At 70.2% G+C, this 18,106-nt stretch carries 16 protein-coding genes and 2 tRNA genes; 6 read left to right on the top strand and 12 right to left on the bottom strand.

Going from position 1 to position 18,106, the window contains the following annotated elements:
- Nucleotides 1–38 precede the first annotated feature (38 nt).
- The gene (locus ACSGDB_RS05455; RefSeq protein WP_434993434.1) at nt 39–734 is read left to right on the top strand and encodes a class I SAM-dependent methyltransferase; all 696 of its coding nucleotides are present in this window, start codon (nt 39–41) and stop codon (nt 732–734) included.
- Here ACSGDB_RS05455 and ACSGDB_RS05460 read toward each other — a convergent pair.
- The 9 genes from ACSGDB_RS05460 to ACSGDB_RS05500 all read right to left on the bottom strand — a co-directional run bounded on the left by ACSGDB_RS05460 (nt 634) and on the right by ACSGDB_RS05500 (nt 8,800).
- Nucleotides 634–1,503 (bottom strand): hypothetical protein, encoded by an 870-nt coding sequence (locus ACSGDB_RS05460; RefSeq protein ID WP_434993435.1) that lies wholly within the window; start codon nt 1,501–1,503, stop codon nt 634–636. The genes ACSGDB_RS05455 and ACSGDB_RS05460 overlap by 101 nt on opposite strands.
- Before the next feature lie 184 nt (nt 1,504–1,687).
- A tRNA-Met gene (locus ACSGDB_RS05465) sits at nt 1,688–1,761 on the bottom strand.
- A gap of 55 nt (nt 1,762–1,816) precedes the next feature.
- Nucleotides 1,817–1,888: transfer RNA gene (locus tag ACSGDB_RS05470), tRNA-Thr, on the bottom strand.
- Nucleotides 1,889–2,015: 127 nt separating this feature from the next.
- Nucleotides 2,016–3,935: a DEAD/DEAH box helicase gene (locus ACSGDB_RS05475; protein ID WP_434993436.1), complete on the bottom strand. Its 1,920-nt coding sequence runs from the start codon at nt 3,933–3,935 to the stop codon at nt 2,016–2,018.
- Between the two features lie 337 nt (nt 3,936–4,272).
- Complete coding sequence (locus ACSGDB_RS05480) at nt 4,273–4,929, bottom strand: MOSC domain-containing protein (RefSeq protein WP_434993437.1); 657 nt, start codon at nt 4,927–4,929, stop codon at nt 4,273–4,275.
- 10 nt (nt 4,930–4,939) lie between these two features.
- The gene (locus ACSGDB_RS05485; protein ID WP_434993438.1) at nt 4,940–5,062 is read right to left on the bottom strand and encodes a hypothetical protein; all 123 of its coding nucleotides are present in this window, start codon (nt 5,060–5,062) and stop codon (nt 4,940–4,942) included.
- Nucleotides 5,059–5,733: a response regulator gene (locus tag ACSGDB_RS05490; protein WP_434993439.1), complete on the bottom strand. Its 675-nt coding sequence runs from the start codon at nt 5,731–5,733 to the stop codon at nt 5,059–5,061. The genes ACSGDB_RS05485 and ACSGDB_RS05490 overlap by 4 nt, the downstream gene beginning before the upstream one ends.
- Entirely contained in the window at nt 5,730–7,376 is a 1,647-nt protein-coding gene (locus ACSGDB_RS05495) for a sensor histidine kinase (protein WP_434993440.1), read from the bottom strand. Before ACSGDB_RS05495 ends, ACSGDB_RS05490 begins: the two co-directional genes overlap by 4 nt.
- Complete coding sequence (locus ACSGDB_RS05500; RefSeq protein ID WP_434993441.1) at nt 7,376–8,800, bottom strand: glycosyltransferase 87 family protein; 1,425 nt, start codon at nt 8,798–8,800, stop codon at nt 7,376–7,378. Before ACSGDB_RS05500 ends, ACSGDB_RS05495 begins: the two co-directional genes overlap by 1 nt.
- A gap of 140 nt (nt 8,801–8,940) precedes the next feature.
- On the opposite strand from ACSGDB_RS05500, the gene ACSGDB_RS05505 reads away from it, so the two are divergent.
- From ACSGDB_RS05505 to ACSGDB_RS05515, 3 genes are all read left to right on the top strand, one after another.
- Nucleotides 8,941–10,140: an amidohydrolase gene (locus ACSGDB_RS05505; protein WP_434993443.1), complete on the top strand. Its 1,200-nt coding sequence runs from the start codon at nt 8,941–8,943 to the stop codon at nt 10,138–10,140.
- 10 nt (nt 10,141–10,150) lie between these two features.
- The gene (locus tag ACSGDB_RS05510) at nt 10,151–10,567 is read left to right on the top strand and encodes a hypothetical protein (RefSeq protein WP_434993444.1); all 417 of its coding nucleotides are present in this window, start codon (nt 10,151–10,153) and stop codon (nt 10,565–10,567) included.
- 498 nt (nt 10,568–11,065) lie between these two features.
- A complete protein-coding gene (locus tag ACSGDB_RS05515) occupies nt 11,066–12,607 on the top strand; it encodes an LTA synthase family protein (RefSeq protein ID WP_434993445.1) in 1,542 nt (513 codons plus the stop codon).
- 79 nt (nt 12,608–12,686) lie between these two features.
- On the opposite strand, the gene ACSGDB_RS05520 is transcribed toward ACSGDB_RS05515, so the two are convergent.
- Nucleotides 12,687–13,850, bottom strand: a complete 1,164-nt coding sequence (locus ACSGDB_RS05520; RefSeq protein ID WP_434993446.1) for a cystathionine gamma-synthase — start codon at nt 13,848–13,850, stop codon at nt 12,687–12,689.
- Between the two features lie 21 nt (nt 13,851–13,871).
- The gene (locus ACSGDB_RS05525) at nt 13,872–15,248 is read right to left on the bottom strand and encodes a cystathionine beta-synthase (RefSeq protein WP_434993448.1); all 1,377 of its coding nucleotides are present in this window, start codon (nt 15,246–15,248) and stop codon (nt 13,872–13,874) included.
- Between the two features lie 164 nt (nt 15,249–15,412).
- Here ACSGDB_RS05525 and ACSGDB_RS05530 point away from each other — a divergent pair, with 164 nt between their 5' ends.
- Nucleotides 15,413–15,592, top strand: coding sequence for an integrase core domain-containing protein (locus tag ACSGDB_RS05530; protein WP_434993449.1), 180 nt, complete (start codon nt 15,413–15,415; stop codon nt 15,590–15,592).
- Between the two features lie 13 nt (nt 15,593–15,605).
- Here the strand turns inward: ACSGDB_RS05530 and ACSGDB_RS05535 are convergent, their stop codons facing one another.
- Complete coding sequence (locus ACSGDB_RS05535; protein WP_434993450.1) at nt 15,606–16,859, bottom strand: CapA family protein; 1,254 nt, start codon at nt 16,857–16,859, stop codon at nt 15,606–15,608.
- A gap of 211 nt (nt 16,860–17,070) precedes the next feature.
- Between ACSGDB_RS05535 and ACSGDB_RS05540 the strand changes: the two genes are divergently transcribed.
- The gene (locus tag ACSGDB_RS05540; RefSeq protein ID WP_434993451.1) at nt 17,071–18,045 is read left to right on the top strand and encodes a DNA-3-methyladenine glycosylase family protein; all 975 of its coding nucleotides are present in this window, start codon (nt 17,071–17,073) and stop codon (nt 18,043–18,045) included.
- Nucleotides 18,046–18,106: the final 61 nt, after the last annotated feature.

Here is an 18,106-nt window from a genome sequence, read left to right on the forward strand (position 1 = left end):
CGCACCCGTCTGCTCGTAGCGTCAGGAAGAGGTACGCCGTGCCCGGTGAGTACACACAGGAATTCTGGGACGACCGCTACCGGCAGCACGCCGCGAGGATCTGGAGCGGCAACCCGAATGCGCAGCTCGTCGCAGCAGCGGAGGGCCTGGCGCCCGGCCGGGCGCTCGACGTCGGCTGCGGCGAAGGGGCCGACGCCGTCTGGCTCGCCTCCCGGGGATGGACGGTCCTCGGGGTCGACGTCTCGGAGGTGGCCCTCACCCGCGCCCGTGCCCACGCCGGGGCGCTCGGGGACACGATCACCGACCACATCGAGTGGCGGCACGCGGACCTGCTGGACTCCCCGGAGCTCCCGGGTGACCAGGACCTCGTGTCGGTCCAGTTCATGCACCTGCCTGATCCGGACCGTGCACGGATCTTCCGGCAACTGGCGGCGCTCGTCGGCCTCGGCGGCACCCTCCTGATCGTCGGCCACGACCCCTCGGACCGGCACACCGGGGTGGGCCGGCCACCGCACGCCGAGGTGTTCTACACCCCGCAGCAGATCGCGGCCCTGCTCGACGATTCCTGGGACATCCGCGCCTGCGAATCCCGGCCGCGGACGCAGCGCACCCCGGACGGCCGCGACGTGGCCATCAGGGACGCCGTCCTGCAGGCGGTGCGGGTCCGTCGAGGCGGGGCCCCTCTTCCAGGTTCCGCCGAATCTCGAGGTAGTGCCCGGTCGCCAGGTCGCTGACCTCTCCCCTGCGGCAGAAGGCCAGGGAACGGAGCTTCTGGTGAGGTCTCTGCACCACGACCCTCCCGTCGTCGAGGGTCGACTCGAGGAGGCTCAGGGCCTCCAGGAAACGCGGGTCCCTCCGCGCACGCTCGTGGAACGACAGGACGTAGACGTAGAAGAAGAGGTTGTAACTGGAGAAGGGATAGGCGACCTGCAGGAAGAGGGAGCCTATGCCGAAATGGCACGGGCCGATCGGCGCCCGAACGACCCAGTGGTCCAGCAGGAAGTCCACCGCCGCGTCCAGGGCCTCCGGCTGATGGCACAGGGGCACGAACCGCAGGGCGTCGAGCGCAGCAAGGGTCGGTCCGGGATTCGAACAATCGGTCTCCGGCCCCCTTCCGTAGCTGAACTTCCTGCACCGCCAACCCCCGTCGGCCTCCTCGATCCGGGCCAGGTGATCGAAGGTCCCCCGCAGTCGGGGATCCTCGGCGTAGCCCAGATGGCAGAGCGCCCTCACCGCGTTGATGGTGTGGCAGGGGTAGATCGCGCCATGCGGGGCGATCGCGAAGCGCCCGTCGTCCCGCAGCGTCCGGAAGACGAGATCCGCTGTTCCCTTCAGCACCGGGTCGGTCGGGTCCATCCCGAGGTCTTTCAGCATCAGCGCACAGTCGAGCGTGGTGAAGGGACTCCCCTTGCTGATACGTCCGTCGGGCGTGGCCCAGTAATCGGCACCGTTGTCATGGCGCCGTGCCAGGATCTGGGCGATATCCGCGTCCTGCCCGGACACTATCGTCTGCCGTCTCAGTCTCTGCGCCGGCAGGACGGGCGAAGTACCCTGACGGCCTTCCTTCGGGACACGATCACGCCATGATGGTCCGCCGCAGGGGCCACCCTGCGGCAGGGGCGAAGGTAACCGGATCCGGCCGACGACCAGAAAGACCCCGGAATCTCGGATTCCGGGGTCTTGTCTGTAGCGGTGGTGGGACTCGATCCCACGACCTCACGATTATGAGTCGTGCGCTCTAACCAGCTGAGCTACACCGCCCTAAATGAGTTCGCCCGCACCGATCGGATGATCGTCACGGGCCCCCTCATTTGCGAGCCCCCCACCGGAATCGATCCGGTGACCTCGTTCTTACCAAGAACGCGCTCTACCACTGAGCTAGGGGGGCAACAGCAAGAAACTTTACCAGTTCCCCGCCGCTGGTGCGAAATCGACGGCCACCCTCTCGAGCGGACCCCGGATTCCGCGTCGGACCCGCGCAGGGCGCGGGTCCGACCGGGTGGGTCAGCTAGGTCCTACCACTGCTCGGACTGCGCGCTGGAGCGCCCCGCCCCGGCTCCGGCGCCCTTGGCCTGGCGCGGCTTGCGGGTGGTGTCGCCCGAGAAGCGGGTGTCGCCGTCGCGCTTGGGGTAATCCTTCTTGAAGGGCTTCTTGAACTCGCCCGCGCCACGGTTCCCCGCGGGCTTGCGACCCTTGTCGAGCTCCAGGTGGATCAGCTCGCCGCCGATGCGCGTCTTCGAGAGCGCCCGCAGCTGGTCCTTCGAGAGATCAGCCGGCAGCTCCACCAGGCTGTGGTCCGCACGGATGTCGATGCCGCCGATCTGCGAGGAGGACAGCCCGCCCTCGTTCGCGATGGCGCCGACGATCGAGCCCGGCAGGACGCGCTGGCGGCGGCCCACCGCGATGCGGTAGGTGGCGTTGCCCTCGGTGAGCGTGCGCGTGGGGCCTCGGGACCCGAAGGCATCCTTGCGACCGTCGGCGCGCTCCCGCTGCCCGGCGGGAGCCACCGGGATGTCCTTGACCAGGATGGGCTGGCCGCCCTGCGCCATGACGGCGAGGGCCGCGGCGATCTCGGCTGCCGGCACGTCGTGCTCGCGCTCGTAGTTCGCGATCAGGTCGCGGAACAGCGAGACGTCCTCGGTGGCCAGCGTGGTGGTGATCTTGTCCGCGAACTTGCCGAGGCGCAGCTCGTTGATCTTCTCCGTGGAGGGCAGCTGCATCTGCTCGACCGGCTGGCGCGTGGCCTTCTCGATCGAACGGAGCAGGTACTTCTCACGAGGGGTGATGAACAGGATCGCGTCGCCCGAGCGGCCCGCACGGCCGGTACGGCCGATGCGGTGCACGTAGGACTCGGTGTCGTGCGGGATGTCGTAGTTCACGACGAGCGAGATGCGCTCCACATCGAGGCCACGGGCGGCGACGTCCGTGGCGACGAGGATGTCGACCTTGCCGTCGCGCAGCGCCTCGACGGTGCGCTCACGCTGCTGCTGGGGGATGTCTCCGTTGATGGCTGCAGCCGAGAAGCCCCGTGAACGCAACTTGTCCGCCAGGTCTTCGGTCGCCATCTTGGTGCGGACGAAGGCGATGATGCCGTCGTAGTCCTCCACCTCGAGGATGCGGGTCATCGCGTCGAGCTTGTGCGGGCCCATGACCTGCAGGTAGCGCTGACGCGTGTTGGTGCCCGTCGTCGTCTTGCCCTTGACCGAGATCTCGGCGGGGTCGTTCAGGTACTTCTTGGCGATGCGGCGGATGGCCGGGGGCATCGTCGCGGAGAACAGGGCAACCTGCTTCTCAGCCGGGGTGGAGGAGAGGATCTGCTCCACGTCCTCGGCGAAGCCCATGCGCAGCATCTCGTCCGCCTCGTCGAGCACCACGTACTCGAGGTTGGACAGGTCGAGCGAGCCCTTGGAGATGTGGTCGATGACGCGACCCGGGGTGCCGACGACGACCTGCGCGCCGCGGCGGAGCCCGGCCAGCTGGGGGCCGTAGGGCGATCCGCCGTAGACGGGGAGGACGCTGAAGCCCTCCATGTGCTTGGCGTAGGAGGTGAAGGCCTCCGCGACCTGCAGCGCGAGTTCGCGGGTGGGGGCGAGGACCAGGACCTGCGTGTTCTTGCTCGGCCCGCCGTTGACGTCGGCGAGTTCGGCCATCTTCGACAGCGCGGGGATGGCGAACGCGGCGGTCTTGCCGGTGCCGGTCTGGGCGAGTCCGACGACGTCGCGACCCTCGAGCAGCGCGGGGATGGTCGCCGCCTGGATGGGCGAGGGCTTCTCGTAGCCGACATCCGTGAGGGCGGCGAGGACGCGACCGTCGAGGTTCAGGTCGGTGAAGCGGATCTCCACGGCGTCGTCGTCCGCCGGTGCCGCCGGCGCTGCCGCGGTCTCGTCGGTGACGGGCGTGGAGTCGATGATCTGTTCGGACAGGTTTTCAGGCACGGGAAATAATCCTCCAGGTAGGTGCCGGACGGCCCTGGCAGGATGGAGCCCGCAGTGCCGAATGAACGTAGGAATCCGGCACTGTTTCAATCCCGGCGCCGAACTCCGCGCCACACGGTTCTCTCTGCTCTCTCAGCAGTGACGTGTGACGTTTCTTCTAGCCGGCGCTCCCTGATGAATCTGCTCGCGAGTCTGTGCTCCGAGCCCCAACACAACCAATCCGGCCCGAGAGGGCGGACATAAAGGGAATACCGGTGTGGGGGATGTTCCCAGTCTACGGCACTCAGGCGTCGTGCCGTGCCAGAAGTTCGACGACGGACGGGTGACCTTCGGCACGTCAGGCCAGGGCCGCGACCCTCAGGGCCTGCAGTGCGGCCTTGCGCACCTGCGGGGTGAGCGTCAGGGGACCCTCCGTCGCGGCATCGAGGAGCGCCACGGCGCGGGGCTCGTCCAGGCCCGCATAGACCTGGGCGGCGGTGACCCCGTGGGCCGGGACGCTGCTGACCCGGACCGTGTCCCCGGCCGTGATGCTGCCCTTCACCACTACGCGCAGGTAGGTGCCGACGCGGTTGGCCTCGCTGAAGCGCTTCACCCAGGACTTCTCCCCCAGATACCGCGCGAAGTTCACGCACGGCGTCCTCGGCATGGTGACCTCGAGGACCACCTCCTCCCCCACGCTCCACCGTTCGCCGATGACCGCGTTGGAGGCGTCGATCCCTCCGACGCGTAGATTCTCGCCGAAGAGGCCCGGGCGGATCTCCCGCTCCAGCTGCGCGCCCCAGAAGTCGGCGTCCTCCTGCGAGTAGGCGTAGACGGCCTTCGTCGGCCCGCCGTGATGCTTACGGCTCGCCTGGATGTCCCCCGTGAGTCCCAACGGATGGACGTTCACGGGCCCGGGGACGGCCCGCTTGTCGATCGCGGTCACGCCGGTGGAATCCCGGGTGGGCAGCAGTTCGTGCACGCGGCATACCGCGAGGAGGGTGCCGGAGGTCATGGCCACCATCCTAGGGCGCGGACAGGGCGCGGCCGGGGATCCCGACGACGACGGCGCCCACGGCGGCGCCGGCGGCGCTGGCGCCCACTGCGGCTACGGCGCCCACGGCGGCGCTGGCGGCTACGGCGCTCACGGCTCGAACCGGTACCCCATACCGCTCTCCGTGACGAAGTAGCGGGGCGCCCCGGGGTCCGGCTCGAGCTTCTTCCTCAGCTGTGCCATGTACACGCGGAGGTACTGGACGTCCTTCGCGTAGGCCGGACCCCAGACGTCCAGCAGGAGCTGCTGCTGCGTCACGAGCCGGCCGGGGCGGCTGATCAGCCGGTCGACGATCCTCCACTCCGTGGGCGTCAGCCGGACGTCCCTGCCGTCCCTGACCACGCGGCGTGCACCGGCGTCGAGGGTGAAGTCGGGCGTCTCGATGACAGGCGCTTCCGCTGCGATCGCCGACCGTCGGGCCGCCACGCGTAGCCGGGCCAGCAGTTCGTCGAGCCCGAAGGGCTTCGTCACGTAGTCGTCCGCGCCGGCGTCGAGCGCGTCCACCTTGTCCTGCGACCCGTGCCGGGCGGACAGCACGATGATGTGCACCTGCGACCACGCCCGGATCCGCCGGATGACGTCCACGCCGTCGAGGTCCGGCAGCCCCAGGTCCAGCACGACGATGTCCGGGTGGTGCTCGGTGACTGCGGCGAGGGCCGTCTCGCCGTCGACCGCCGTCACGCACTGGTAGCCGCAGGCCCGGAGGTTGATCTCGAGGGCACGGAGGAGCTGCGGTTCGTCGTCGACCACCAGCACGCGCGTCACAGCTCCGCCCCCGTGGAGATGGGAAGGCGAATCACGAGTGTGAGGCCTCCGCCCGGCGTCTGCTCGGCGTCGAGCACGCCGCCCATCACCTCGGTGAAACCCTTCGCCACCGCGAGGCCGAGCCCCACGCCGGCGCGGGACGGGGCGTCGTCGAGTCGCTGGAACGGGCGGAACATGGCGTCCACGTCCGTCCGCGACACCCCACGACCGTGGTCGATCACACGCAGCTCGCTGGCGGGAAACCCATCGATGAGTGCCTTGCCCGTCCCACCGACCGACGCCGTCACCTCGACGGTCGATCCGGGCGCATACTTCACCGCGTTCTCCACGATGTTCGCCAGGACGCGCTCCAGCAGGACGGGATCCGCCTCGACCGCGGGGAGGTTCGGCGGCAGGCCGACGTGCACGCGGTCCGCGGGGATGCCGGCGAGGGCGGGCCCGACGACGTCGATCCAGCGGGTGGGGCGCAGCAGCGCGTTCACGGCGTCGCCGGTGATGCGGGACATGTCGAGGAGGTTGCTCACGAGCGCGTCCAGGCGGTCGGAGGAGTCCTCGATCGTCTCGAGGAGTTCGTCCTCCTCCTCCCGGGAGAAGCTCATCTCCGAATGCCGGAGGCTGCTTACCGCCAGCTTGATGCCGGCGAGCGGCGTGCGGAGATCGTGGGAGACCGACCGGAGGATCGCCGTGCGCATCACATTGTCCTCGGCGAGCCGCCGGTTGGTGCGCGTACTCCGGACGAGTTCCTGCCGCTGGAGCATGGACCGCAGCTGCCCGGCGAACGCGGTCAGGATGCCTCGCTCGCGCGTCGACAACTGGTGGCCGTAGAGGGCCAGGACGACGTCGCCGTCCACCGGTTCGACGGTGGTCGCCGCGTCGGGCGTCCAGGGGTCCGAATCATCACCGCGCCCGCGACCGCCCCGCGCCGCCCCGGGCAGGGCAGATTCCGGGGTGTCGCGTACTGCGAGCGCCGTCCGCTCCAGGCCGGGGACCGCCGTGGTCCCGTCGTCCGGCGGGGTTTGCGGCTGGGTGTGAGGCTGTGTGTCCGGCGGGGTGTCCGCCGGAGCATCCATCGGGGTCACCGGGGCGCCCGCGTGGGTTCCGGGGACATCCGGCGAGGCGTCCGGCGCGGCCGCGGGACGGGCGAACAGGGCGGCGGCATCGACGTCGAACTGGGCCTGGACGTGTCGGAGGAAGCCCTGCAGCGTGTCCTCCTCCGCGAGCGCACCGCGGGCCAGCGCTCCGAGCAGGGCCGCCTCCTGCTGGGCCAGCGCCGCGTCGCGGGACCGCTGCGCCGACAGCCCGACCACGAGGGACACGGCCACCGCGACGGCGATGAAGATGAGCACCGTGGCGAGGTTCTCGGCGTCCGCGATCTCGAGGGACCCCAACGGCTCGGTGGACGTGTAGTTCAGGATGATGCTGCTCCACAGCGCCCCGAGCAGGGCCGGCCAGAGGCCGCCGATCAGGGCGACGGCGATCACGCAGGCGAGCTGGAAGAGGACGTCGACCGCGAGCAGGGATCCGCCGGCGCTGACCACGGCCGCTTCGAGCAGCGGGGGTAGGACCAGGGCCACGGCGACCGCAGCGGCGAGGCGCAGGCGCCCGACGGGAGCCGCGAGGGTGCGTCGCGCCGCCGGTGCCATCAGCGGTGCGGAGTGCCGGGGACGGCGTCGTCGGGCGCTGTCGAGCGGTCCGCCGCAGGCGCACCGAGGCCGGCCCGGGCCTCGGTGCCGGCCGCGGCGGTTGCCGTGCCGCCCCGCCCGGTGGCGGTGCTGCCGTGCTCGGGGTCGGCCGGACCGCGGCGGGCGCGCTCATGGCGCGGATCCGTTGCGGTCGGGGACCGCCGGGCGCGGGACAGGAGCACCCAGAAGACCGTGATCGCCAGCGCGCAGAAGACACCCGCGCTGGAGGCCATGAGCCAGCCCGTGGTGAGCTGCGAGTTGAGATCCTCGGCCCCGAACAGCAGGCCGATCGTCTTCGGTGAGTAGATGAAGACCACGAGGGTCGCGACGAAGAGGATGGCCGCCGTCGTCCGGTAGCCCGACAGTCCTGCGGGCAGCCCGGCGGCCTGTCCGGCGAGGACCGCCAGGACGACGACGATCCAGACCCAGTGGTGGGACCACGAGATCGGCGAGATGAGGAGCATCAGCAGCGACGTCGTCGCGATGGGCAGGAACCGGTCGCCCTGGAGGATCGAGGAACGGATCACGTAGGCGGTCGCGGCCACCAGCAGGAGGGAGATCACCAGCCACGGGACGGTGGAGGGGAAGTCGGGGCCCAGGAAGTGGAGGATGGCCCCGCGGACCGAGAGGTTGTCCACATACCCTTCACCGCCGATGCGTCCGGTGTCCCGCAGCATCTGGAGCCAGTACGTCGCGGACTCGCCCGGCAGGAGGAGGAATCCGACGGCGATCGTCCCGAAGAAGCCGCCCGCCATGGTGAACAGCTGCTTCCACTCGCCGCGGACGAGGAAGTACAGGCCGAAGACCAGCGGCGTCAGCTTGATCCCGGCCGCGATGCCGGTGAGCAGGCCCGTGGGCATCCGGCGGTGCGGGCCCGAGAGCAGATCCGCGGCGATCATGGCGAACAGCACGATGTTGACCTGCGAGAACGCCATGGTCTCCCGCCAGGGACCGAGCAGGCACACGAGGCCGGTCCCGGCGATCGCGAGCGGCAGGGCGGTCGGGTGCCGGAGCACGTCGCGGACGGCGGAGAAGCCGCCGAGATAGCGGGTGACCAGCAGCGACGTCGCGCCTGCGATGGCGACGGACAGCGCGACGAAGAGTGCCGCCCCCGTCTCCGCGCTCACGAGCGTCAGCACGGTGAACGCGAGGGCGGCAAACGGAGGATAGGTGAAGAGCAGCGACCCCTCACCCTCGCCGAAGGACCGCGAGTAGAGCGAGCCGTCGCCGTCGACCACGGACTGCCCGCCCATGCGGTACACCCGGAAGTCGAGGCCGATGAAGTCCGCCCAGGCGAACGCCCAGGCCGCCAGGGCTCCGGCCACCACCGCTGCGGCCACCAGGCCCAGTGCACGGGTCCTCACCGGCGTGGTGCGCTGGCTCATGCTTCCCCTTCCGAGGGATCAGTACTGGAACCGGCCCGGGAAGCCCGACGGACGGCTCATCCAGTGTAGGCACGCCCCTGAGGGCCGCCCGCGGGCCGATATGGTGGAAATCACCCGACCCCTGTGAAAGGCCCCATTCGATGTCGCATTCCAGCGGAAACCCCGCGCCCGTCACCGCCATCACCAACGCGCACGTCGTCCCGATCGACGGAGACCCCTTCGACGGCACCGTCGTCGTCGAGGACGGCCGCATCACGGCCCTCGGCGCGTCCGTCCCCGTGCCCGACGGCGCGACCGTCGTGGACGCAGCCGGCAAGTGGCTGCTGCCCGGCTTCGTCGACGCCCACGTCCACCTGGGCACGCACGAGGAGGGCGAGGGCTCCGCGGGTGACGACACGAACGAGATGACCAACCCGAACACCGCCGGCGTCCGCGCGATCGACGCGATCAACCCCTTCGACCCGGGATTCGACGACGCCCTCGCGGGCGGCGTGACGACCGTGAACGTGAACCCGGGGTCCGGCAACCCGATCGGCGGACTCGCCGTCGCCCTCCACACGCACGGCCGGTACCTGGAGGAGATGGTGCTGCGCTCCCCCAGCGGCCTGAAGTCGGCGCTGGGCGAGAACCCCAAGCGCGTGTACGGGGGCAAGGACAAGACGCCCTCGACCCGCCTCGGCACCGCCCTCGTGATCCGCGAGGCGTTCATGAAGGCCCAGAACTACATGGGCAAGGCCGACGAGAACGCCCGCGACCCGCACCTCGAGGCCCTCGCCATGGTGCTGCGCCGCGAGATCCCGTGGCGCCAGCACGCCCACCGGGCCGACGACATCGCCACCGCGATCCGGATCGCCGACGAGTTCGGGTACGACCTCGTCCTGGACCACGGTACCGAGGCACACCTGCTGGGCGACGTCCTGGCGGAACGCGGGACCCCCGTCCTGATCGGCCCCCTCTTCACCACGAAGTCCAAGGTGGAACTGCGCGGCCGTTCGATCGCCAACCCCGGCAAGCTCGCCAGGGCCGGTGTCGAGATCTCGATCATCACCGACCACCCGGTCATCCCGATCAACTTCCTCGTGCACCAGGCGACCCTGTCCATCAAGGAGGGCCTCGACCGCGAGACGGCGCTGCGCTCCATCACCATCAATCCGGCGAAGGTCCTCGGGCTGGCCGACCGCCTCGGCTCGCTCGCCGTGGGCAAGGACGCGGACCTCGTGCTGTGGAGCGGCGACCCGCTCGATGTCATGCAGCGCGCACTCCAGGTGTGGATCGGCGGCACGGAGGTCTACTCCTACGACACCGAGACCAGCACCGCCACCGTCGCACCGCGGGTCTAGGGACTCCCCCTTGGCGAAACCCCTGCCGCCCCGACCGTTCACCCTGCGCGCCGCCGTCGTGCTGTGGCTGGTGATCGCCGTCCTGCTGCTCGTCGCCGCCGGCACCTTCCTCACGTCGGCGGCCGTGCAGGACACCGACCGCGCCGGGTTCATCGGCCTCGGCACGGTCTTCGGGGCACTCGCCGTCCTCCAACTGCTCCTCCTGCTCCCGCTGCGGCGGGGCAGGAGGAGCGCCCGCGAGCTGCTGAGCACCGTCGGCATCATCGCGGGCGTGCCGATCGTGGTCCGCGGGACGCCCGGCCTGTCGCTGATCGCGGGGGCGATGCTCGTCGCGGTGCTGCTCATGTGGCTGCCGCAGAGCAGCGACTACTTCCAGCTCACGCAGCCGAAGGCGAAGAAGCGCCTCCGGCTGCCGGGGTCCCGGTAGCCCCAGCCCTCCCGCATCGCCGCCCGGCCTCATGGCTCTCTGATCGCTGTGCACCCGGCGCGGCGGCCCACACCCGGGGCTCCGTTCCCGCGGATCTGCACCCCCGGCGCGGCGGCCCACACCCGGGGCTGCGTTCCCCCGGATCTGCACCCCCGGCGCGGCGGCCCACACCCGCGGCTCCGTTCCCCCGCACCTGCACCGGGCCTGCCGCCGCTGGCGGGCAGCGCGGGTTCGTGCACGGGTTTGCCCGCCCGGAGGCGTGTCGCGACAGGACACGCCGCGGATCGGACCGAGCCCGACTGAAACGCGTGCACGAGGCGCCGCCCGTACCTGCCCGGACGGCTCGAGCTGGGAAAAGCATGTGAACGGCTCACCGCTCAGGGGTGAACTGGTGTTGAACGGGTAGCGTGATGGTACTAGGATCTTCCGGACCCGAGAACGGGTGCAATGTCAAGGGTGTACGGCGAACAAGCGGGCATCTGGAACGCGAGGTGGCGCATGTCTGACCCGATTCTCCCCAGGACCCGACGGCTGGGGGTCGCGGCCGGACGCGTCCTGCTCTACGTACTGCTCTGGGCCGGGCTCGCCCTGCTCATCGCCGCCGTCGGCATCCGGTTCCTCTGGGGGGAGATCTCCGTCAACCAGATGCTCCTCAACCTCGTCTCCGTGGAGACCGACGGCGGGGGCGGCTCGCTCGTCTGGATGGGCCTCCTGGGCGTCGGTGTACTGCCCCTTCTCCTCACCCTCGGGGTGGCAGTGTGGCAGTACGTCCGACGTCGCCGCCTCCGCGAGAGCGAGGGGACACGACGCTCACCGTGGATCGGACGGACCGCATCCACGGCCCTGGTCGCCGCCGTGGTCATCGGCGGCACCACCGCCTTCGGCAGTGCCGTCGGCATGAGCGACTACATCAAGGCGGCGAACTCCGACTACGACCTCGGCGAGTACCATGTGGATCCGGTCGTCACCGGTGAGGTGCAGAAACGCAATCTGGTGCTGATCTACCTGGAGTCGGGCGAAGCCACGCTCGCTGACGACCAGCTCTTCGAGAAGGACGCCTTCGCTCCCCTGAAGGACGCCACGCAGGCCGCGGACGGCTGGCAGAGCATCGACGACCTCCAGCAGTACAGGGGTGGAGGCTGGACGATGGCCGGGCTCGCCTCCACCCAGTGCGGCATCCCGCTGAAGGGCGGCGGACCCGCGTCGACCAGCGGCTCCCCCAACGAGCTCGGCAACGACGTCGACACCTACCTGGGTGGGACGACCTGCCTCGGCGACGTCCTGGCGACGCACGGATACACGAGCGTGTTCATGGGAGGCGCCAATGCCTCCTTCGCCGCGAAGGAGACGTTCCTCACCAGCCACGGCTACTCCGAGGTCAAGGACCTCGCCGACTGGCGCGCCGCCGGCGAGCCCGTGACGAGTTTCCGCAGCGACTGGGGCCTGAGCGACCAGCGCCTGCTGGCCCGCGCCCGTGACGAGGTCGACGGGCTGCACGCCGAGGCGGAGAAGACCGGCCGGCCGTTCAACCTCTCCATCCTGACCCTGGACACCCACGAGCCCGTGCACGTCTACGACTACTGTCCCGTCGACACGCAGAACGAGGTCACCTCCGTGTTCGCCTGCTCCATGACCGAGGTGGCCGGCTTCGTGAACCATCTGGAGGAGCAGGGCTACCTCGAGGACACCGCCGTGGTGATCATGGGCGATCACCTCAAGCACATGAACGCCGGCGATGCGTTCCACGAGCAGCTGGACGACCACCCCAACCGCACGATCTTCAACCGGATCTGGATCCCCGGCACCACGGGCGACGGCAGCACGCTCCGTCCCGGCGTGGACCAGCTGAACATGTACCCGACCCTCTTGGAGGCCGCCGGCCTGACCCTGAAGGACCGGCAAGCCGGTCTCGGCGTGTCAGCCTTCGCTCCGACGGTCCCGGACGGGTCCGCGCAGGCCATGGAGCCGGGCCCCTACGCCGATCTGCTGGATTCGCGCTCCGCCGACTTCTACGCCGACGCCTGGACCGCCGCTCCCTAGGACCCGCGGCGCCGGTCGCGCAGAACCTACCCGGACATGGGACGGGCCCCTTCCTGGGAAGGGGCCCGTTCCTGACGGCTCAGCGCAGTGCCGCGATGGCCTGCTCGAGGTCGCCGATCAGGTCCTCGACGTCCTCGATGCCGACCGACAGCCGGATGAGGTTCTCGGGGACGGCCAATTCGGTGCCCTTCACGGAGGCGTGCGTCATGTCGCTCGGATAGTTCATGAGCGACTCGATACCGCCGAGGGACTCCGCGAGCGTGAACACGTGCGTGGACTCGGCCACCTTCTTCGCCGCCTCGGCGCCGCCCTTGAAGGTCACGGAGATCATGCCGCCGAAGTCCTTCATCTGGGCTGCGGCGAGATCGTGACCGGGGTGCTCTGGCAGGCCGGGGTAGAGCACGCGCTCCACCTCCTCCTGCTCCTGCAGCCACAGGGCGATCGCCGTCGCGTTCGAGGAGTGGCGGTCCATCCGGACGCCGAGGGTCTTGAGGCCGCGCGTGGTCAGCCAGGCCTCCATCGGGGCGGACACTGCGCCGACGGCGAACTGCACGAACCCGACCTTCTCGGCGAGTGCGTCGTCGTTCACGACGACGGCCCCGCCGCTGGCGTCGGAGTGCCCGCCGATGTACTTGGTGGTCGAATGCACGACGACGTCGGCCCCGAACACGAGCGGCTGCTGCAGGTACGGCGAGGCGAACGTGTTGTCGACGACGAGCAGGGCTCCTGCCTCGTGCGCGAGCTGGGCCGTGGCCGCGATGTCGGTGATCTTCATCATCGGGTTCGACGGCGTCTCGACCCAGACCATCTTCGTGTTGTTCGCGGCGATGGCGGCCTGGACGGCGGCGGTGTCCGCCATGTCCACGGCGGTGTTCGTGATGCCCCACTCGGAGAGGACGCGGTCGATCAGGCGGTAGGTGCCGCCGTACGCGTCGTTGCCGAGCACGATGTGGTCACCCGGACGCAGTGCGGCACGGATCAGGGCGTCCTCGGCGGCGAGGCCCGAGGAGAAGCTGAAGGCGTGCCTGCCGCCCTCCAGCGCCGCGATCTGGACCTGCAGCGAGTCCCGGGTGGGGTTGGTGCCCCGCCCGTACTCGTAGCCGTTGCGCAGCTGGCCGATGCCGTCCTGCGCGAACGTGGTGGTCTGGTACAGGGGCGGGATGACCGCCCCTGTCGTCGGATCGGGGGTCTGACCTGCGTGGATGGCCCGGGTGTTGAAGCCCTGGGCGTCAGAGTGCGTCACGATGCTCCTGGAGTTCGGCGGTTACTTGCTCATGTAGGTCAGCAAGTCGTGGCGGGTAAGAATTCCCACCGGCGCGCCGACGGAGGTCACCATCAGCGTGTCGTGGTGCTCGAGCCGCTCGCGGGCCGTCCCGACGGGTTCGAGCGATCCGATGAGCGGCAGCCTGGCGTCCATGTGCCCGGAGATCTCGTCCGTCAGCTTCGCCTCGCCGCGGAAGATCTTCGCCGTCAGGGACCGCTCGTCGATCGATCCGAGCACCTCGCCCATCCTGACCGGCGGCTCCTGCGACAGCACGGGGATGCTGGACACGCCGTATCTGCCCATGACCGAGATGACCTCGCGGACCGTCTCGGTGGGGTGCGCGTACACGAAGTCGGGCAGGACGCCGCTCTTGGCGCGCAGCACCTCCCCCACGTGCTCACCCTCGCCGCCGTCCATGAAGCCGTAGGATTTCATCCACTCGTCGTTGAAGATCTTGCCGAGGTAGCCGCGGCCGCCGTCGGGCAGGAGGACCACGACGACGTCGTCCTCCGTCAGGTCCTTCGCGACGCGCAGCGCCGCGACGACGGCCATGCCGCAGGAACCGCCGACGAGCAGGCCCTCCTCGCGGGCGAGGCGCCGGGTCATCGCGAAGCTCTCGGCGTCGGTGACGCCGTGGATCTCGTCCGGGACCGACGGGTCGTAGGAGTCCGGCCACATGTCCTCGCCGACGCCCTCGACGAAGTAGGGGCGGCCGGTGCCGCCGGAGTAGATGGAGCCGTCCGGGTCCGCACCGATGATGCGGACGGGGCCGCCCGCGCGGTCGGCGGAGATCTCCTTGAGGTACCGGCCCGTCCCGGTGATGGTCCCGCCGGTGCCGACGCCCGTGACGAAGTGGGTCAGGGTGCCGTCGGTGTCGTTCCAGATCTCGGGCCCGGTGGTCTCGTAGTGGCTGAGCGGACCGTTCTGGTTGGAGAACTGGTCGGGCTTGTAGGCGCCGGGGATCTCGCGGACGAGGCGGTCGGAGACACCGTAGTAGGACTGCGGGCTGTCGGGGGCCACGGCCGTGGGGGTCACCACGACCTCCGCGCCATACGCCTTCAGGACGTTGCGCTTGTCCTCGCCCACCTTGTCGGGCACCACGAACACGCACTTGTAGCCGCGCTGCTGGGCGACGAGCGCGAGGCCGACGCCGGTGTTGCCGGAGGTCGGCTCGACGATGGTGCCGCCGGGCTTGATCTTGCCCTCGGCCTCCGCGGCGTCGATGATCTTCGCCGCGATGCGGTCCTTCACCGACCCGCCGGGGTTGAGGTATTCGACCTTCGCGAGAACGGTGGCCCTGATGCCGTCGGTGACGGAGTTGAGCTTGACCAGCGGGGTGTTGCCGATCAGGTCAACGATGGAATTGGCGTACTTCATGGGGACAACGCTACCGGCTGGCTCCCCCAACCTCCGCGCCGCCGTTACGCCGCGGGTCGTGCCATGGGACGACGACGGCTCCGCGCGGCGTCCGACCCTAGCTGTACTGGGCTGGGACGTTGTTGACGCGGGGGTCTTGAAATGGAGGAGGACCTCCGGGCTAAGTGGAGCTGTCTAGTTCCCACACTTCGTGCTCGGAGGTCCTCGTGTCTCACGTTAACGCCCGCCTCACCAGCAGCGCTCACCGTCAAGCCGCCCTTGCACCCTGGCTCGAGCACTACAACACTGAACGTATCCACACCGGCATCGGAACCACACCCATCACCCGAGTGTCACCAACCTGACGGCTCAGTACACCTAGCGCCCCCGCCCCTCGGAGGACAGCTCCCACTGGACTGCTCCGGCACCGGCTGCGCCGAGGGACTCGACGACGCTCCGGGTGCGCCCCCGAACGGCTGCCTCGTGCTCGGGCGACGAGCAGGCACCGACGGGCCGGTCCGGGGCAAGGGAACACCACCGGTAGGGGCCGGCGACGATCAGGGACGGCAGCCAGTCGAGCCCCGAAACCGACCAGGCGCCCGCTTCGTCCCGGCTGAGGCGGGCCCGGACCATCAGGCCCTCGTTGTTGACCTCGTGGACCGGTGACAGCTCCGTCACCCCGTTCCCCAGGCCATGGACGATCCAGGTGCCCTTGTACCTCTCGATGGGCAGGACCGAGTGGGTGTGGTGGCCGTAGACGAAGTCCACCAGGCCGCTGTCCGCGAGCGCGTGCGCGATCTCGGTCTGCTGGGCGTTCGGTGTCGAGGAGTATTCGTCCCCGGCATGCAGTGCCGCGATCACGATGTCCGATCCCAGGGCTTTCGCGGTCCGGGCCCTGGCGACCATCGTCGACGCATCGAGCAGGTCCACCCGCCAGGCCTGGTCGGGGACGGCCCCGTTCAGGCCGTAGGTCGCTTCGATGACCGCCACCTTCACCCCCGACCGGTCGAGGATCAGGATCTCCCGCGCGTCCGCGGCACTGGCATAGGAGCCGGTGTGTCCCAGGCCCTCCGCGTCCAGTGCCGCGAGGGTCCGCTCGACGCCCTCGGGCCCCCAGTCCAGGGAGTGGTTGCTGGCGGTCGTGCAGGCGTCGTAGCCGACATCCCGGGCGGCACGGAGAATCTGCGGGGGGACGTTGAACCGCGGGTACCCCGCAAAGGGTCCGTCCGCGTCGGCGACCGGGGTCTCGAGGTGGCAGATCCCCAGCGTGGCGGCCGAGAGGTAGGGGCGCTGGCCCGCGAGGAGCGGCTCGAAGTCGAGCGGGAGCTTCCCCGTCACGGCCGCATCCGCCGCCGCCTGCTCCCACAGTTGCGGATGGACCAGGAGGTCCCCGGTGAGGACGATGCTCGCGCAATCCGCACAGGCCCCGGGGTCCGGTGCCGGAGGTGAGGGCGGCGTCGTCGACGGCTGGTCCGCCGTCGGTCCCGGCGAAGGGTCGTCCGCCGCGTCCCCGGACCCGTTCCCCGCGCAGCCGCCGCACAGGAGCGCCACCCACAGGAGGACGACGAGCCGCGTGACCAGAGCCGTGGTAGGACGGCGCATGCCGATCCCGACCGGGGAGATGCTCCGCACCCGGTTCCTAGGCGCCGCGGCCATCTGCTGTCCTCATGACGATTCCACCGGATTCCCGATGCTACTCCGCGGGGAGGGTGGGCCGGCGGTCGCGTCATGGAGGGATCACCGTAGCGGCCGCAGACCCGTGCTGGTACCGTGAGCGCCCCGCCGCCGTGTGCAGCGCCGCACCGGACACCGGACCGTCCGACCGCCGTGGCACGATTGAGGCATGACCATCGCTCCCGCCGTCGTGCCTCCGGGCGCCGAGGCCACGGAGTGGGTGCCCGACGGTCCGTACAGTCTGGCAAGGACGATCGGCACCCTGCAGTGCGGGCCGCACGACCCGTCCTTCATCGTGGAGGGCCCCGACCACTGGCTCGCGTTCCGGACCGCCGACGGGCCGGTCACGCTGGCCCTGCGCCAGCGCGGGTCGCTGAACGAGAGCCGCGTCCAGGCGAGGGCGTGGGGACCCGGCGCTGCATGCGCTCTCGCGTCCGTTCCCCGACTGCTCGGCGCCGACGACGACTGGAGCACCTTCGACGCGTCGGAGTTCCGGGCCACCCTGCCCGATCTGGCCCGCAAGGGCCGGTACCTGGCTCCCGGCATGCGCCTGCCGTCGTCCGGCCGGATGCTCGACACGGTCGCCCGCGCGGTCCTCGAGCAGAGGGTGACCGGCATCGAGGCCAAGCGTGCCTGGCGCTATCTGCTCGTCCGGTACGGGGATGCCGCTCCCGGGGCCGGCGACGTCGCACCAGCGGCGCTCCGTCTCCCGCCCACCGCCGAGCAGTGGCGCCGGGTCCCCTCCTGGGACTGGCACAAGGCCGGCGTCGACGCCCAACGCTCGTCCACCATCCTGAAGGCAGCCCACGTGGCGAGCGGCCTGGAGCGCCTGGCCTCGCTGCCGGGAGGCGACGCCGTCCGGACAGGGCTGCGGTCCGTGTCCGGGATCGGCGTCTGGACGGTCGCCGAAGTGGTGCAGCGGACGCACGGCTGCCCCGATTCCATCTCGGTGGGCGACTACCACCTCGCCGCCTACGTGGGCGCGGCACTCACGGGCCGGCGCACCGACGACGCCGGCATGATCGAACTCCTCCGACCGTGGAAGGGCCAGCGCCAGCGCGTGGTCCGCTCGCTCTACGCCAGCGGATTCCGCAAACCGACGTTCGGTCCGCGGCTCTCGCCCGAGGACCACCGCCGGCGCTGATCGGGCGCTGACGGCCGCACCGGCACGGCGCGGGGCCCGCGACGATGCGGCGGGCGGGCGG

The sequence above is a fragment of the Arthrobacter sp. Ld5 genome (assembly GCF_051172775.1).
Classification (GTDB): Bacteria; Actinomycetota; Actinomycetes; order Actinomycetales; family Micrococcaceae; genus Arthrobacter_D.

Bases quoted from the DNA above. Each gene is read 5' to 3' on its own strand.
- ACSGDB_RS05480 (WP_434993437.1), bottom strand. From the start codon at position 4,929: ATGACCTCCGGCACCCTCCTCGCGGTATGCCGCGTGCACGAACTGCTG.
- ACSGDB_RS05495 (WP_434993440.1), bottom strand. From the start codon at position 7,376: ATGGCACCGGCGGCGCGACGCACCCTCGCGGCTCCCGTCGGGCGCCTG.
- ACSGDB_RS05500 (WP_434993441.1), bottom strand. From the start codon at position 8,800: ATGAGCCAGCGCACCACGCCGGTGAGGACCCGTGCACTGGGCCTGGTG.
- ACSGDB_RS05505 (WP_434993443.1), top strand. From the start codon at position 8,941: ATGTCGCATTCCAGCGGAAACCCCGCGCCCGTCACCGCCATCACCAAC.
- ACSGDB_RS05515 (WP_434993445.1), top strand. From the start codon at position 11,066: ATGTCTGACCCGATTCTCCCCAGGACCCGACGGCTGGGGGTCGCGGCC.
- ACSGDB_RS05525 (WP_434993448.1), bottom strand. From the start codon at position 15,248: ATGAAGTACGCCAATTCCATCGTTGACCTGATCGGCAACACCCCGCTG.
- ACSGDB_RS05540 (WP_434993451.1), top strand. From the start codon at position 17,071: ATGACCATCGCTCCCGCCGTCGTGCCTCCGGGCGCCGAGGCCACGGAG.